At 72.1% G+C, this 14,065-nt stretch carries 18 protein-coding genes; 4 read left to right on the top strand and 14 right to left on the bottom strand.

All coding sequences use genetic code 11. The features are described 5' to 3' along the window. Window positions 1-54 precede the first annotated feature (54 nt). Complete coding sequence (locus tag ABEA67_RS06580; RefSeq protein ID WP_345462756.1) at window positions 55-429, bottom strand: VOC family protein; 375 nt, start codon at window positions 427-429, stop codon at window positions 55-57. A gap of 30 nt (window positions 430-459) precedes the next feature. On the opposite strand from ABEA67_RS06580, the gene ABEA67_RS06575 reads away from it, so the two are divergent. Beyond that, window positions 460-1,077, top strand: a complete 618-nt coding sequence (locus ABEA67_RS06575; protein ID WP_345462753.1) for an acetoacetate decarboxylase family protein — start codon at window positions 460-462, stop codon at window positions 1,075-1,077. A 39-nt stretch (window positions 1,078-1,116) separates the two neighbouring features. On the opposite strand, the gene ABEA67_RS06570 is transcribed toward ABEA67_RS06575, so the two are convergent. After that, on the bottom strand, window positions 1,117-1,338 hold the full coding sequence (locus ABEA67_RS06570; protein WP_345462751.1) for a hypothetical protein: 222 nt from the start codon (window positions 1,336-1,338) through the stop codon (window positions 1,117-1,119). Window positions 1,339-1,454: 116 nt separating this feature from the next. Here ABEA67_RS06570 and ABEA67_RS06565 point away from each other — a divergent pair, with 116 nt between their 5' ends. After that, window positions 1,455-2,477, top strand: coding sequence for an aldo/keto reductase (locus ABEA67_RS06565; protein WP_345462748.1), 1,023 nt, complete (start codon window positions 1,455-1,457; stop codon window positions 2,475-2,477). A 92-nt stretch (window positions 2,478-2,569) separates the two neighbouring features. Continuing rightward, a complete protein-coding gene (locus ABEA67_RS06560; protein WP_345463193.1) occupies window positions 2,570-3,316 on the top strand; it encodes a chlorite dismutase family protein in 747 nt (248 codons plus the stop codon). 96 nt (window positions 3,317-3,412) lie between these two features. Here ABEA67_RS06560 and ABEA67_RS06555 read toward each other — a convergent pair whose 3' ends face one another. The 12 genes from ABEA67_RS06555 to ABEA67_RS06500 all read right to left on the bottom strand — a co-directional run bounded on the left by ABEA67_RS06555 (window position 3,413) and on the right by ABEA67_RS06500 (window position 12,936). Beyond that, window positions 3,413-4,069 (bottom strand): response regulator, encoded by a 657-nt coding sequence (locus ABEA67_RS06555; RefSeq protein ID WP_345462745.1) that lies wholly within the window; start codon window positions 4,067-4,069, stop codon window positions 3,413-3,415. Continuing rightward, window positions 4,066-5,121 carry a DUF4097 family beta strand repeat-containing protein gene (locus ABEA67_RS06550; protein ID WP_345462742.1) on the bottom strand — a complete coding sequence of 352 codons (1,056 nt, stop codon included), beginning with the start codon at window positions 5,119-5,121 and terminating at the stop codon, window positions 4,066-4,068. The genes ABEA67_RS06555 and ABEA67_RS06550 overlap by 4 nt, the downstream gene beginning before the upstream one ends. Continuing rightward, window positions 5,118-6,812, bottom strand: coding sequence for a sensor histidine kinase (locus ABEA67_RS06545; RefSeq protein WP_345462739.1), 1,695 nt, complete (start codon window positions 6,810-6,812; stop codon window positions 5,118-5,120). Before ABEA67_RS06545 ends, ABEA67_RS06550 begins: the two co-directional genes overlap by 4 nt. Before the next feature lie 52 nt (window positions 6,813-6,864). Further along, window positions 6,865-7,608 (bottom strand): signal peptidase I, encoded by a 744-nt coding sequence (gene lepB / locus ABEA67_RS06540; protein ID WP_345462736.1) that lies wholly within the window; start codon window positions 7,606-7,608, stop codon window positions 6,865-6,867. Then, a complete protein-coding gene (locus ABEA67_RS06535) occupies window positions 7,605-7,955 on the bottom strand; it encodes a hypothetical protein (RefSeq protein ID WP_345462733.1) in 351 nt (116 codons plus the stop codon). Before ABEA67_RS06535 ends, lepB begins: the two co-directional genes overlap by 4 nt. Continuing rightward, on the bottom strand, window positions 7,952-8,269 hold the full coding sequence (locus tag ABEA67_RS06530) for a PadR family transcriptional regulator (protein WP_345462730.1): 318 nt from the start codon (window positions 8,267-8,269) through the stop codon (window positions 7,952-7,954). The genes ABEA67_RS06535 and ABEA67_RS06530 overlap by 4 nt, the downstream gene beginning before the upstream one ends. A gap of 72 nt (window positions 8,270-8,341) precedes the next feature. Next, a complete protein-coding gene (locus ABEA67_RS06525; protein WP_345462727.1) occupies window positions 8,342-9,766 on the bottom strand; it encodes a M1 family metallopeptidase in 1,425 nt (474 codons plus the stop codon). 8 nt (window positions 9,767-9,774) lie between these two features. Further along, a complete protein-coding gene (locus tag ABEA67_RS06520) occupies window positions 9,775-10,251 on the bottom strand; it encodes an NUDIX domain-containing protein (protein WP_345462724.1) in 477 nt (158 codons plus the stop codon). Window positions 10,252-10,311: 60 nt separating this feature from the next. Beyond that, the gene (locus ABEA67_RS06515) at window positions 10,312-10,755 is read right to left on the bottom strand and encodes an acyl-CoA thioesterase (protein WP_425557160.1); all 444 of its coding nucleotides are present in this window, start codon (window positions 10,753-10,755) and stop codon (window positions 10,312-10,314) included. Continuing rightward, on the bottom strand, window positions 10,752-11,042 hold the full coding sequence (locus ABEA67_RS06510; protein ID WP_345462721.1) for a ribosome-binding factor A: 291 nt from the start codon (window positions 11,040-11,042) through the stop codon (window positions 10,752-10,754). The genes ABEA67_RS06515 and ABEA67_RS06510 overlap by 4 nt, the downstream gene beginning before the upstream one ends. Before the next feature lie 149 nt (window positions 11,043-11,191). Then, window positions 11,192-12,571: a LysM peptidoglycan-binding domain-containing protein gene (locus ABEA67_RS06505; protein WP_345462718.1), complete on the bottom strand. Its 1,380-nt coding sequence runs from the start codon at window positions 12,569-12,571 to the stop codon at window positions 11,192-11,194. Between the two features lie 59 nt (window positions 12,572-12,630). Further along, complete coding sequence (locus ABEA67_RS06500; protein ID WP_345462715.1) at window positions 12,631-12,936, bottom strand: hypothetical protein; 306 nt, start codon at window positions 12,934-12,936, stop codon at window positions 12,631-12,633. Window positions 12,937-13,067: 131 nt separating this feature from the next. Between ABEA67_RS06500 and ABEA67_RS06495 the strand changes: the two genes are divergently transcribed. Beyond that, a complete protein-coding gene (locus tag ABEA67_RS06495; protein WP_345462712.1) occupies window positions 13,068-14,039 on the top strand; it encodes a LysR family transcriptional regulator in 972 nt (323 codons plus the stop codon). Window positions 14,040-14,065: the final 26 nt, after the last annotated feature.

Here is a 14,065-nt window from a genome sequence, read left to right as displayed (position 1 = left end):
CGAAAGGCAGAAGGCAGATGGCGGGAGCTTCCCAAAGCCATCTGCCTTCCGCTTTCAGCCTTCTGCCAGCAACTCCACCTGTCGCCCGTCCGGGTCCAGCACAAAGGCCATGTCGCGCCCGCCGGGGCTGGGCTGGAGGTCGCGGGTGACGGGCACGCCCGCCGCGCGCAGGTCGGGGAGGAGGGCGCGCAGGTCCGGCACGTGCAGGGCGATGTGTTCGGCCCAGTGGGGATGGGGGGCGGGGGCCTCACCGGGCACCTCGAAGAATTGCAGGCGGCCCCCAGCCTCCTGAGCTTGGCCGAGGCGGACCACACCGCGCCGGAAGCCCTCGGCGGTCGTGAGGTCTTTTTCCACCACGCCGCCCAGCCGGCTGTAAAAGGCGAGGACCGCGCCCAGGTCGCGGGTCAGGAAGGACACGTGTTTCAGCATCAGGGCGAGGGTAGCGCGTAGCCTGGGCCTATGCCCCCGCCTCCCTGGACGCTGACCGGGCGCGGCCTGATGGCGCTGTATACCCCCGCGCCGCAGGCCGGTCTGGGTGCCCTGATGCTGCTTCGCTACGCCACGTCCCCCGTCGGCCCCTACGACGAGCTGCTGTGGGCCGAGGCGGGCCGCGCCAGTCCTGCCGGGCCGCGCCCCCGCGTGCGCTCCATCGTGGTGAGCACCAAAGAAAGCGTGGTGTGGGGGCGGCGCAACTGGGGCCTGCCGAAGCGGCTCGCGCAGTTCGAGTGGCAGGAAGACGGGCGGCAGGGTCAGGTCCGCGTGACCGGGGAGGACGGGCAGCCCGTTGCCCATCTGGCCTTCCGCACGGGTGGCCCGCGCCTGCCCGTGACGACGGCCCTGGTGCCCCCGGCCTGGCGCACGCTGGCGCAACCGCCGCTGGACGAGGGTGGGGACTGGTGCCTGACGCGCGTGGGGGCGAGCGGACACGCAGGCCTGGCCCGCCTGACCGTCCTGCACACGGACGGCCTGTATTTGCCCCTGCGCCATACCCGGCCACGCCTGACGCTGGGGGTGCCGGACTTCCGGCTGGTGTTTCCTGTGCCCGAGCGGAGGGGGTTCAAAAAGGCGCATGAATAGCGTGTGCGTTCCTCACGGAAGAACGCGGCCCGGTGGCGCTCAGGCCACGTCCAGAAACCAGTGCAGGTGTCCGCAGTTCGCGCAGGCGAAGTAGGAGGCGCTCCGGTTCATCCAGTCCAGGCCCAGCAGCGTCATTCCCTGCGTGTTGAGCTGAGCCTCACCCCGGTGAAAGAGGTCGTGTTGGCAATGGGCGCAGGTCAGGCCCTTGCCCGCGCGGGTGACGGCGTGGGGTTCGGGAGGTGTGGATGCAAAGAAGCCCATATGTTCCGGTACGTTCCCAGTCGGGCAGACGTTCCTGCCTCCTTCCCTGAACTGCCCCCCACCTGACCGTTCGTTCGGGGTGCATTGTCCCCCGTGGGCGGTGGAATAGTACGGTTATGGAATACCGCAAACTGCTGGGCACCGATCTCACCGTCAGCGCGGTGGGCTTCGGCGTGTGGACGGTCGGCACGACGTGGTGGGGCGTCAAGGACGACCAGATGGCCGAGCGCCTGCTGCGCCGCGCCCTGGACCTGGGCATCACCTTCTTCGACAACGCGGACACCTACGCTTCCGGCCACGCCGAGGAACTCCAGCGCCGCGTGCTGGGGGGCGTGCGCGCCCAGATTGTCATCGGCACCAAGTTCGGCTACGACATCTACAACCACCCCGAGCGCCCCGGCCAGCAGGAGCGCCCGCACGACTGGACGCCCGAGTACCTGCGCAAGGCGCTGGAAGGCAGCCTGAAGCGCCTGGGCACCGACTACATCGACTACTACCAGCTTCACAACCCCCGCCTGGACGCCATCCAGAAAGACGACCTCTGGGCCGAGCTGGAGCAGCTCAAGGCCGAGGGCCTGATTCGCGCCTACGGCACCGCCCTCGGTCCCGCCCTGAACGAGCGGCAGATTGAAGAAGGCATCGAGACCATCCGCCTGCGCCACGCGCCCACCCAGATCATCTACAACCTGCTGGAGCAGGTGCTGGGTGAGCAGATTCTCCCGGTGGCCGAACAGGAGGGCGTGAGCGTAATGGCCCGCGTGCCGCACGCTTCGGGGCTGCTGGAAGGCTACATGACCCTCGACACCGAGTTCGAGCCGGGCGACCACCGCAACTGGCGCATGACCACCAACGCCCGCCGCAAGGCCTGGATGGAAGACGGCCTGAAGAAGGTCGAGCAACTCGAAGTGCAGTTCCTGAACGGGCGCACCATCGGCCAGCTCGCCCTCCAGTTCGCGCTGCGTTCGCCCGCGATGGCGAGCGTCATCCCCAACATCTACGACGGGAAGGGGCTGGAAGAATACGCCGCCACCTTCGACGCCGCGCCCCTGACCGACGCCGAGTACGACGCGATGCAGACGCTTTACCGCGCGAACTTCGGCCTCACCCACGACCTGCGCGGGCAGGAGGTGGCGCGGTGAGTGAGCGGCCAGCAGCCAGCGACCAGCCGCCAGCGGAGACGCCGCCGACCACGGGAGGGCGTCCGGGTGGTGCCCCCGGTGGGCGTCCCAAAATGATGGTGGACCTCGACCCCAGCGGGCAGGTGACGCAGCGGGAGCCGGACCGGGCGCAGCGGCAGTTTCTGAACTACGCCTTCTTCAAGCTCGACCCCGCGTTCCGGCGGCTGCCCCAGGGTGAGCGCGAGGAACTCAAGGCCGAGTTTCTCGCGGCGGCCCAGGGCTGGGTCACGGACGCGCCCGCCGAGAAGGGGCTGATTCAGCGCACCTACAGCCTAGTGGGCGTTCGCAGCGACGTGGATTTCATGCTCTGGCGCATCGCCTTCGACGTGCGCGAGTTTCAGGAGGCGCAGGCCCGCCTGAACCGCACGCGGCTGATGGGCTACCTCACGCAGCCGTACAACTTCGTCTCCATGAACAAGCGCAGCCAGTACGTGAACCGCGTCGAGGGCAGCGGGCACGGCCTGGAAATCCTGCCGGGGCAGGGGCAGTTCCTCTTCATCTACCCCTTCATCAAGACCCGCCCCTGGTACGACCTGACGCCGCATTCCCGCCAGGGCATGATGGACGAACACATCTACGCCTCCGGCCCCTTCAAAGGCGTGCGCATCAACACCTCCTACTCGTACGGCATCGACGACCAGGAGTTCGTGGTCAGCTTCGACTCGGACTATCCGCAGGAGTTCGTGGACCTCGTCCACCGCCTGCGCTACACCGAGGCGAGCAACTACACGCTGCGGGACACGCCGATGTTCACGTGTGTGAAGAAGGAGCTGGCGGGCGTGCTGGACGACCTGGGCTGAGGGTTGCAGAAGGCGGAAAGCAGAAGGCAGAAGGCGGGGGAACGCTCCCGCCTTTCGCTTTGGCTGTCTGCTGGCGGCCGGAAGCTGGCCGCCCCCTCATTCCTCCAGGCTCGCCAGCCCGTGCCGCAATGCGTACAGCGCCGCCTGAGTGCGGCTTTCCAGCCCCAGCTTGCTCAACAGGCGGCTGACATGGGTTTTCACGGTCGCCTCGGTCACGCCCTGGTCGCGGGCGATGTCGCGGTTGGAGCAGCCGCGCGCGATCAGTTGCAGCACGATGACTTCCTTGGGCGTCAGCGTCTCGCGCATGTCGGGGGTGCGGAAGTCGCGCACCAGGCGGCGGGCGGCTTCCGGGTGCAGGCGCACCTCGCCCCGCGCGGCGGCGTGGATCGCGTCGGCCAGCGTGTCGGAGGAGGCGTCCTTGAGCATGTAGCTGACGGCCCCCGCCTCAATCGCGCCGTTGACCTTGTGTTCTTCCAGCGTGCTGGTCAGCGCGATGACTTCGGTGTCCGGATGGGTGCGGCGCAGCAGGCGGGTGGCCTGAATGCCGTCCATCACGGGCATCATCAGGTCCATCACCACCACGTCGGGCGTCAGGCGGTCCGCTTCCAAGAGGGCTTCCTCGCCGTTGGCGGCCTCGCCCACCACCTCGATGTGGGGGTCGAGGCCCAGGAAGAGGCGCAGGCCCTGGCGCACGACGGCGTGGTCGTCCACCAGCAGCACGCGGACGGGGGGGGTGGGGGCAGGGTCGGTCATGGGGGGGAGGCTCCTTCCGGGCGGGGGTCACGCAGCGAGAGGTCGGCGCTCTGCGCGTCGATAAAGAGGTCGAGGTCGGGGTCGTTCAGGGCCTGGGCGTCGGTGGCGGCGGTGTTGCCCTGGCGCTTCAGGCCGGGGGGCAGATGCAGGGTCGTGCGGTCGGTGAAGCGCAGCCGCAGGGACAGGCCGCGCGGAACGGTCAGCGCCACGCGGCCGCCCTCCGAACGGAAGTCGAAGGTGCCCGCCGCGCCGTCGGGCAGGTCCAGATTCACGTCGCCGTGCCCGGACGCGATGGTCGTGCGGTCGGTGCGGGGCAGCGATCCGGTCACGTCCCCGCTCAGCACGCCCACGCTGAGCGATTCCACCCGCGCGGCGGCCAGGTCGAGATTCACGTCGCCGCTCTCGGTGTTCACGCGCAGGGCGGGGGCACGCCACTCCGGACGGGCGTGCAGGGTCACGCCCCCCCCCAGCGTCACGAAGGTCAGCGGCCCGCTCTGCCGCTCCGGCAGGGTCGCCACCACCTGCCCGAAGCCGCTGCGGACGTTCAGGGTCCGCACCCGCAGGGCGTGCAGGTCCAGCCGCGTGTCGCCGTTGTAGGTGTCGGTCGTCAGCGTGACCGGCACCGCCCGCGAGAGTTGTGTGTCCAGCCGGTGCTGGAGGGACGCCGGGGCCACGCGAATCACCCCCTCGTCCAGCGGTTTCACGTTCAGGCGCAGGTCGGCATTCAGGGTGCCCCCCTCGCGCGTCACCTGCACCTGAAGGGGGTTGCGTTCGCGGTGGACGGCGCTTCCGCCCAGCGCCCCCCGACCGGGCCACGCCAGCCCCGCCACGCTGAGGTCGGTGAGGTTCCCCTCCAGCCGGATATTCAGCGCCCCCGCGCCGTTCAGGGGAAGGTCCAGCGGCGTCCGCACCGCGTTGAGACCGGGCGTGGGCGTGACCTGTTTGCCCTGCCAGCCTAGGAAAAGGCCGCCCGCCACCAGCCCCAGCCCCAGTGCAATCCGCGCCAGCACGGGGGCCAGCGGGCGCGGCGGCGTACGCTCCGCGACCGTCACGCGCCCGCCTCCTCGGCCACCGCCGGGAGGGTGAGGGTGACGGTGGTTCCCCCGCCTGGCTCACTCTGGACCTCCAGCGTCCCGCCCGCCCCCTGCGCCCGCTCGCGCATGGAACGCTGCCCCAGCGTGCCGCCGGACAGGGCCGCCGGGTCGAAGCCGCGCCCGTCGTCGCGGACTTCCAGCGTCACCGCGCCCTCCGCCTCCCGCACGTTCAGCCACACCTGTGAGGCGCGGGCGTGCTTGACCACGTTGTGCAGGGCTTCCTGCGCCACGCGGTAGGCGGCGGCCTGCGCGGCGGGGGAGAGGTGCGGCTCGCGCCCCAGGTCGGTGTGGACGGTCAGACCGTGCCGGGCTTCCAGCGCGTGGGCGTTCTGCGTGAGGGCCGCCACCAGCCCGCCTTCCTCCAGCGCGTCGGGGCGCAGGCTGAACAGCAGGGCCTTCATCTCGCTGACGCCGCCTTCCGCGAGCCGGATGGTGTAGTCCAGGCTGGCGCGGGTCCTGTCGGGGTCGCGGCCCAGCGTGGCCCGCGCGGTCTTGGCCCCCAGCGTGATGCCGTAGAGGGCCTGCGCCACGCTGTCGTGCAGCTCGCGGGCCAGCCGGGCGCGCTCCTGCTCTTCGGCCCGCTCCGAGGCCCGCCGGATAAGTTCGGCGGCGTGGAGCGCCGTGCCCGCGTGGTCCGCGATGCTCAGCAGAAAGGCCAGTTCCTCCGGCCCCGGTTGCGTGCCGGGCGCGTAGAGGGCGCGCAGGCTGCCCCCGTCCGCGCCGCCCGCCACGACGGGCAGCGTCGCCAGCGTCACGCCTCCCGCCGCGTACCGCACGTCCGCGCCGCCTGCGGGAGGCATTGCGCCGGGGCCATGCAGGGCCGGGTGGTCGGGGCCACTCGTCGCGCGCAGCGTGCCGTCCGGGGCCGTCAGCGCCACCGCCCGCGCGGTACTCGCCGCCCGTGCCTGACCCGCGAGGTCCGCGAGGGTCGCGTCCAGGTCGTCCCCCAGCGCCACCCGGCCGGCCGCCCGGCGCAGCGCCGCGACCTCCCGCCGCGCGCCGCCCTCGTCCACGGGGGCCGACAGCAGTGCGTAGGCCAGCCAGGCCCACACCCGGCCCAGCAGGTTCAGCACCCCCGCCGTGACCAGCAGTCCGCCCGCGCCTGCCAGGGCCAGCCCCGCCGCGCCCGGCCCGCTCAGGCTGACCCTGGCCCCCTGCCACGTCACCGGAAAGAGGGTGGGCTGGGTGGCCCACCAGGGCGCGGCCAGGGCCAGCAGCGACGTGCCCAGCAGCGTGCCCAGGACCAGCCAGCACACCACCGCCAGCGGCAGTTGCAGCAGGTGGAACATCAGGGCGCGGTACGTCGCGCCGTCGGCCAGGGTCGCGCGCAGCCAGGGCAGCACGCCCGCGTAGACCGGCGGCGGCGTCACCCGCGAGAAGCGCAGGCCCAGCAGCCGCGCCAGCCAGCGCTGCACGTCCGCCAGCCCCGGCACCAGCCAGAGCGTGCCCAGCAGCAGGGCCGCGCCCACCAGCAGCGGCAGCGTCAGTACGCCCGCCAGCGCCCCGCCCACCAGCAGCCCCGTGACCAGCCCGCCCAGCGGCAGCGCCAGCCCCACGTACAGCGCCGTGCGGTAGGTGCGTGCCGAGAGCAGGTCGGCCAGCGGTCCTTCGCGGCGTGGTGGAGAGGGGGCGCTCATCACGTCCATCATGCCCGCAGCGTAGGTGTCTGGGGCGGGGCCGGGCGTCCGCCGAAAGGGGGAGTCAGGGCAGGGTGTTCAGCTCGTCGGGCGGCGGGAGCAGCCGGGGATTCCAGCGTGTCTTGCCGCCGAAGGTGACGCGCCGCTCCGGGTGCGCCTGCCCGTCGCAGGGGGGCGTGGCCCGCTCGGGCACGGCCAGCGGCCACATGCTCGCCAGCGCCCGCCCCGCGATGTCCCCCACACCGACCGGGCCGAAGACCCGGCTGTCCAGGCTGCCGCCGGGGCTGCGGTTGTCGCCCATCACGAAGTAGTGTTCGGCGGGGACGGTAATTTCCGGTTGCTCCGTCTGAACGGGTGATGCGGCCACACTGTTGGCCAGCACGCTGTCGCGGTCTGGGCACAGCGTCTTCCAGAAGGGGAGGGTCCAGCGCTGGTCTACCCGCTGCCCGTTGACGTACAGTTCGCCCCGGTTCATATGCACGCGGTCGCCCGGCAGCGCCACGACCCGTTTGACGAGGTAGGGACGGTAGGCCCAGGGCAGGGAAAAGCCCCGGTACTCGCGCGTCCACTCGGCCGCGGCGCGCGGCGGCTTGAACACCACCACGTCTCCCCGCCGGTAATCGCCGAGGCCTGCCCGGTGTGCCCAGCCCTCCACTTTGGGCACCACCAGCCACTCACCGTTTCGCAGCGTGGGCATCATGCTGGCCCCGTCCACCCTGACCGCCGTCGCTCCAAACTGCGTGATCAGCAGCGCGAGAACCACCGGGAAACCCCACTCGTGCCAGAGCCGGCGCAGCCTGCCCTTCACGGGCGGGCCTCGTGGGCCGGTGGGTGGGTTGGCGGTGTGGCTAGGTTGTGCGTCCACAGGGCCGAAGCCGCGCCCCCCAGCACCCCGGCCGCCAGGCCGAGCCGCAGCAGCAGCGGCAGCGTGTGGGTGCGGGCCAGGCCCAGCGCCGTGAGCCAGGGCGGACCAAAATCGCGCAGCGCAGTGGCCCAGGCTTCCGGCTCGGTGCGGCCGCAGGTGAGGTGATCCAGCATCGCCTGATGCAGGTTGGCGTGGAGTTCAGCGTGCGCCGGCTGCCCGGAACCGGGAAGCAGCAGCCGGGTCGCCGTCCGCAGGTAAGCGGCCACGGCCGGGGGCAGGTCGGCATTCACCACAGGCTCCGCAGCGCGCGGTCAAAAGCGGCGTATCCCTCGCGGCGGCGGCGCAGTTCTGCCCGGCCCGCTTCCGTCAGGTGATAGGTCTTGATGGGCGGTCCGCCCCGGCCCGGCGTGGCCAGCGTCGCCGCGAGGTGGCCTGCCCTTTCCAGCCGGTGCAGCGCGGGGTAGAGGCTCCCCGCGTTCAGCGTGATGTGCCCCTCCGTCAGCGCTTCTACCCGTTTGGTGATCTCCAGCCCGTAGCCTTCCTCCCGCTCCAGCACGCTCAGCAGGATCAGGTCCAGGTTGCCCTTGAACAGGTTCACGTCCATCCTCGGCCTCCGGTATCAGCATCCGATATCAGGATGTGAGTCCGGTGTGGGGTGGGGGTCGCCGGGAACGGGTCAGCGTGCCAGCACCGGCAGGGGCGGCAACTCCGGCGCTTCCACCCAGGTCCGTAGCGCCGCCGCCCCCGCCTCGCCCACCTGGGTTCGGGCAAAGGCCAGCAGGTCCGCCGTGCCCAGGCTCCGGCCCGAAAAGCGGGCTGTGTAGGCGTGCAGAAAGGCCCGGAAGGCCGCGTCCCCGACCGCCGCGCGCAGGGCGTGCAGGGCCAGAGCACCCCGGCGGTAGGCGCTGCGGTCGAACAGTTGCCCGGCCTGGGTGGCGACCAGCGGGCGGGTGCCCCCCTGCGCCAGCGTGGCGTGCCAGCGTGCGGCCACCGCCTGCCCGTCCCCGCCCTGCGTCTCGGTCCACAGCAGTTCCGCGTAGGTGGCGAAGCCCTCATTCAGCCACACGTCGGCCCAGGTCGCGGGTGACACGTCGTCCCCGAACCACTGGTGCGCGAGTTCGTGAACGGCGGTGCGCTCGCTGGTCGTGGGCGGCATGGTGGAGAGCGTCGCCGTTTCCAGCGCGGGCAGCGGGGGCGCGACCACCGCCACGCCGTAAGCCCCGAACGGGTACGGGCCGAACCAGTCCGCCAGCACGCGGAGCATCTCGTCGGTGTGGGCATAGGGGGTGCGCGTGCTGTCCAGCGTCCCTGCCGGGGAATAGTCACGCCGCGCCACCGGCGAGCCGTTCACCCCCACCGGGACGGCCGGGGACACCACCCGCTCGAAGCGGTTCACCTGAACGGCCAGGGCATAGGTCGGGATGGGCTGCGCCTGCGTGAAGACGAAGGTGCGGGTGCCGTTGCCCTCCACCACCGGCCCCTCGACCCCGCTCGCCGCCGCCGTGTACCCCACTGGGACGGTCACGCGCGTGGTGAAGGTGGCCTTGTCGCTGGGGTGGTCGTTCGACGGCAGGAAGGCGTGGGTGCCGTTCGGCTCGCTGAAGGCGAAGTTCGATCCGGGCTGGTCCGCCGCTGCCGGGACCGCCTGCCAGCCCAGGCGCAGGGCCGGGCTGAAGTCCGGGTCGAAGATGGCCCCCGCCGTTCCCTGGTACTCCACCGTCAGGCGGGCTTCCTGTCCCGGCCGCAGCGGCGCGGGCGGCACCACCACCAGCTTCTGCGCCTCCGCCTCTGGCCGGAAGGGCACCGGCTGCCCGTTCCAGTGCGCGGCGGTCACGTCCGGCCCCAGAAAGTCCAGCCGCACCTCGGCCAGTGGGCGCGTCGCGGTCAGCGTGAGCGTCACTACGCCGCTCAGTCGCGCGGTCCCCGGTTCGGCCACCGTCAGCGCCACGTCGTAGTGCCGCACGTCCAGCCCCGCCTGTCCCAGACCGGGGAAGATGGGGTCCCCCAGCGTCGCCGTGGTCCCGGCGGAGGCGGACGGCTGCGCGAGGGCCGGCAGCGAGACGGCCAGGGCGGTTCCCAGGAGCAGCAGCAGCCTCGGCATGGGCCGCCCTAGATGGGGTAGTAGGTCCGGGCCTCGCCGCGCAGGAAGTCGCGGGTGGGCACCCAGATCAGGGGGTTGCGTTCCTCGACCTCTGGGGGCGGGCCGTAGCGGATGAGGCTCTCGACCTGGGCGAAGGGCACCCACTTCACGCCCACCACCTCGGGGTCGGTGGGGTCGAGTTCGCCGTGGAAGGTGGCCGTGAAGCGCCCGAAGTTGGCGTAACACTCGTTGCGGGTGCCGGTCAGCATCTCGCCCTCGAGCAGGCTGACGAAGCGCAGGTCGGTCACGGTCAGGCCCGTCTCGACCCGGACCTGACGCACGGCGGCGTCCGCGAGGCTCTCGCCGGGGTTGGCCTTGCCGCCCGGCAGGCCGTAGAAGATGCTGCCGTCGTCCATGCGTTCCTCGACGAGCAGCAGTTCCTGGTCGCGGACGAGGTAGACGTGTGCGGCGCGCTTGATGGGCAGGGTGCGCGACAGGTGGCTCATGTGCGCCGCAGTCTAGCGGGCAGGGGGCGGGGGTGGGTGTGGAAAAGAAGCTATCAGCCGTCAGCCCTCAGCGGCTCCGGCTGTCAGCAGCGTCAGCACGTCTTCAGGCAGGCGGGCCGGGCGGTAGGTCTTGTCGGTGGCGATGTGGCGTGTCTCACCGGTCGCCAGCAGTTCCCCCTCCGCGCCCGGCTCCCCCCGCCACAGTTCGTAGGTGAAGGTGAGGGTGCGCGAGCGGACGCTGGAGACGCGCGTCACGAGGGTGAGGTGGTCGTCGTAGCGGGCAGCGCGGCGGTATTCCACGTTCAGGCCCGACAGCATCAGGTAGTAGCCGCGCGCCTCGACCTCGGCGTAGGGGAGGCCCAGCTGGTGCATCAGCTCGCCGCGCCCCACCTCGAACCAGACCGGGTAGTTCGCGTGGTGCGCCACCCCCATCGCGTCCGTCTCGGCGTAGCGCACGCGCAGGTCGCTGCGGCTTTGGGGGGGGGCGGCCAGCGGCGCGGTCACAGCATCCCCCGTTCGTCGGCCGAGCGGAACTCCAGCGTCGGCGTGCGGCGCATCCGCACATGGGCCGAGATTTCGCGTTGCAGGTGCCCGCGCGCGTGCGTCAGGGCGTCGAGCAGCGCGGGCATATCCGCCCCCATCGCGCTCACGTACACGCGGGCCAGGCCGTAGTCGGGGGTCACACTGACCCGCTCGACCGTGACAATCAGCGGCACGCGGGGGTCACGCAGGCCCGCAATGGCCTCACTCAGGACGCGCGTGATCTGTGACTCCACCTGCGCGGGCTTCAAGGGCGGCCTCCGGGGTGGGGAAGAAGGAACTTCATCGCTGCATGGTACGGGAAGAAGGCTATGAGCCATGGCTATGAAAAAGCGGGCTGACGCCAGAGGCCAGAGCGACCGGGTGCCTGTTCATAGCTCACCGCTCATCGCTCACAGCCCTACCTCGCGTACCGCCGCCCGGTGTACCCCGTGAACACCCCGATGCCGTATGCCACCTTGCGGACGCTGTTCACCACGGCCTGACCGTTCCAGGCCAGGCCCGCGCTGCTGCCGCCGTCGAGGAGCAGGGCGTCGCGCACGCCGAGCTGGGCCATCACCTTGCCCATCTCGGTGGTGGTGAGTTTGGCGTGGGTGGTCACGAACACCAGGTCGCGGTTGCTTTGCAGCCCGACAGCGCTGCGGGCCGCCCGCCCGAAGAGGGCCGGGTCGCGGAAGGCGCTGGCGTACTGCCGGACCACCGCCCCGCCGTTGAGGATGCGTGGGCCGGTGGCAATCACGGTTTCCATGCCGTGCCAGGACGCCTCCAGCGGGAGGCCCAGCAGCGGCGTGGTGCTGGGCATGATGGCCGCCCGGTTGTCGGGCGTGATGGCCAGCGCGGCGGGAATACGGCCCCAGGAGAGCAGGCGGCCCTGCATCACCAGGTCGCCGGCGGGCACGTAGGAGCGCGGGTGAAAGTAACTGCCGTTCACGACCGCCCGCGCGCCGCTCGTCCGCGCGAGGCTGCCCACCGTGGCCCCCACGCCCACCCCCAGGCCCGAGCGGGGCAGCACGGGCGCGACCAGCACGTTGCGCCAGCGCAGGTCCACCCGCAGCACGTGAACGGGAATGTTCAGCGCCCGCACCTGCTGCACGGTGAGGGGTGCCCGCCGGGGCTGGGGCGGAATGGGCACCGGCATGCGCCGGGGCACCAGCAGCCGCTGGCCGGGATAGAGCCGCCGCTGCACGCGGCTCAGGCCGTTGAGGCGGGCCAGCCCGTCGGGGGTGGTGCGGTAGGTGCGCGCCAGCCCCTCCAGCGTCTCGCGCGGCCCGACCCGCACGTACCCGTAGATCACCCGCACCTCGGTGGTGGGCCGGGGGGCCGGGGCGCGGGGCACAGGGGCGCTTCCCTGCGCCGTCACCGTGCCGCGCGGGGGCACCCGCAGCCGCTGGCCGACCCGGATCAGGTTGCCGCTCAGCCCGTTCGCCGCGCGCAGGGCCGCCACGCTGACCCCGGCCCGCCGCGCGATGTGGCCCAGGGTGTCGCCCGCGCGGACGGTGTAGGTGCTGAACCCCGCAGCAGCGGTTTTCCCACCCGGCCGTGCCGCGACCGGGGCCAGGGAAGCGGGCACCGGGCCGCTCATCCGCAGGGTCTGGCCGGGCCGGATAGTGTTGTTCTTCAGGCGGTTGAGGGCCTTGATCCGCTCCACGCTGACGCCGCTGCGCCGGGCGATGCCGTAGAGGGTATCGCCCTTCTTGACCGTCACGGTCTGGGGGGCGGCGAGCGCACCGGGAAGCAGGACACAGAGCAGAAGGGCCAGCAGGGCGGTGCGGCGGGGCATTGCCGTTCAGGGGAGCATGTCCGCCCAGCCCGCAGATGAGCTGAAGCTGACGGGCGGGTTTAACTGCGCCGGGTGACCTGGCTGCGGGCGGTCCGGAAGGGACCCAGCGGCGTGTAGCCCGCACGCCGCAGGTCGTGGTCCAGCTCGGCCGCGCCCAGGTGAGGGCGGCGGGGCCGGGCCTCCAGCGTCGCGTCGCCCAGCCGGGCCACCGGCCAGGCGCGCACCTCCCAGTCGGCCAGGGCGGGGGCGGTCGCCCGGCCGTCCGGCGTGATGGCCTCCACCATCAGCAGGCCGAACACCTCCGGGCCGCGTGGGCAGGGGAGCGGGGGAACGGGCAGGGCGGGAACCAGCGGAACTCGCGTCATGGGGCAACCTCCTCCGGCTTCAGGGTGCGCCGGACTGGGCCGCGCAGGACATCGGGCGCAGGGGAGGCGGGCACGGCCGGGCATCGGGTGGGCCGATGGGGCCGCCGCCCCGGGTGACTAGAATCGGAGCCATGACCGACCGACTCCCGCCCGCCCCGGCCCAGGCCCCCTCGCTGGCGCAGCTCCGGGCGCTGATCGCGGTCGTGGATGCGGGGGGCTTCGGGGAGGCAGCGGCGGAACTGGGTGTTTCGCAGTCCTCGCTGAGTGAGGCGGTCGCGCGGCTGGAGGCGCTGGCGGGCCGCCCGCTGCTGCGGCGCACACCCGCCGGAACCTTCGCCACCGAGGCAGGGCTGCGGACCCTGGGCCACGCCCGCGCCGCCGTCCAGGCCGCCGCCGACGCCCTGCTGGCCGCGCAGGAGGAGGGCGCGCTGGCGGGCACGCTGCGCGTGGCGTCTTTCCGGTCCACCGCCACCCACCTGCTGCCGCCCGCACTGGCCGCCTTCCGGGCGAGGCATCCGGGCGTGACCGTGATCCTGCTGGACGCCGAAAGCTGCGGCGGCGGGCCAGAAGCCGTCCGGGCGGGCCGGGTGGATGCCGGCCTGATCGTGGCCGACGAGGCCCCCGACCTGCGGCTGACCCCCCTGGTGCAAGACGACTACCTGTTCGCCGCCCCCAGCGCACGTGGCACCCACCCCGTCACGCTCGCGGACCTGGCGGCCCAGCCCCTGATCCTGCCGCCGCTGCGCGACTCCTGTCACCGGCGGGTGCGCGGCTACCTCACGGCGCGCGGCGTGCCGCTCACCCACATCATGGAAGTCGAGCAGGACAGCGTGACCCTCTCGATGGTGGGCCACGGCCTGGGCGTGACTATCATGCCGCGGCTGGCGCTGCTGCCCCTGCCGCCCGGTCTGGTCGTCCTGCCCCTGCCCGAACCCCTCACCCGGCCCCTCGCGCTCGCCGTGCTGCCGCAGCGGGCTGCCCTCCCCCTGCTGCGTGCCTTTACCGGGGCCGTGCTGGAGACGCTCGGAAAGATGGGAACGCCGAACGGGACCGGGGAGGTGCAGGAACCGGCCGCCCCTCTGCTGCGCACCACTTCGAACTGACCGGGGGAACACAAAAAACAGGCCAG

It is taken from the genome of Deinococcus carri (assembly GCF_039545055.1).
GTDB lineage: Bacteria > Deinococcota > Deinococci > Deinococcales > Deinococcaceae > Deinococcus > Deinococcus carri.
This window is presented reverse-complemented; position numbering and strand designations above follow the sequence as displayed.

Excerpts from the sequence above, each read along its gene's own strand:
- ABEA67_RS06520 (WP_345462724.1), bottom strand. The coding sequence starts at position 10,251 with ATGAGCCACCTGTCGCGCACCCTGCCCATCAAGCGCGCCGCACACGTC.
- ABEA67_RS06500 (WP_345462715.1), bottom strand. The coding sequence starts at position 12,936 with ATGACGCGAGTTCCGCTGGTTCCCGCCCTGCCCGTTCCCCCGCTCCCC.
- ABEA67_RS06505 (WP_345462718.1), bottom strand. The coding sequence starts at position 12,571 with ATGCCCCGCCGCACCGCCCTGCTGGCCCTTCTGCTCTGTGTCCTGCTT.
- ABEA67_RS06565 (WP_345462748.1), top strand. The coding sequence starts at position 1,455 with ATGGAATACCGCAAACTGCTGGGCACCGATCTCACCGTCAGCGCGGTG.
- ABEA67_RS06545 (WP_345462739.1), bottom strand. The coding sequence starts at position 6,812 with ATGATGGACGTGATGAGCGCCCCCTCTCCACCACGCCGCGAAGGACCG.
- ABEA67_RS06530 (WP_345462730.1), bottom strand. The coding sequence starts at position 8,269 with ATGGACGTGAACCTGTTCAAGGGCAACCTGGACCTGATCCTGCTGAGC.
- ABEA67_RS06575 (WP_345462753.1), top strand. The coding sequence starts at position 460 with ATGCCCCCGCCTCCCTGGACGCTGACCGGGCGCGGCCTGATGGCGCTG.
- ABEA67_RS06580 (WP_345462756.1), bottom strand. The coding sequence starts at position 429 with ATGCTGAAACACGTGTCCTTCCTGACCCGCGACCTGGGCGCGGTCCTC.
- ABEA67_RS06555 (WP_345462745.1), bottom strand. The coding sequence starts at position 4,069 with ATGACCGACCCTGCCCCCACCCCCCCCGTCCGCGTGCTGCTGGTGGAC.
- ABEA67_RS06570 (WP_345462751.1), bottom strand. The coding sequence starts at position 1,338 with ATGGGCTTCTTTGCATCCACACCTCCCGAACCCCACGCCGTCACCCGC.
- ABEA67_RS06495 (WP_345462712.1), top strand. The coding sequence starts at position 13,068 with ATGACCGACCGACTCCCGCCCGCCCCGGCCCAGGCCCCCTCGCTGGCG.
- ABEA67_RS06560 (WP_345463193.1), top strand. The coding sequence starts at position 2,570 with ATGATGGTGGACCTCGACCCCAGCGGGCAGGTGACGCAGCGGGAGCCG.
- ABEA67_RS06525 (WP_345462727.1), bottom strand. The coding sequence starts at position 9,766 with ATGCCGAGGCTGCTGCTGCTCCTGGGAACCGCCCTGGCCGTCTCGCTG.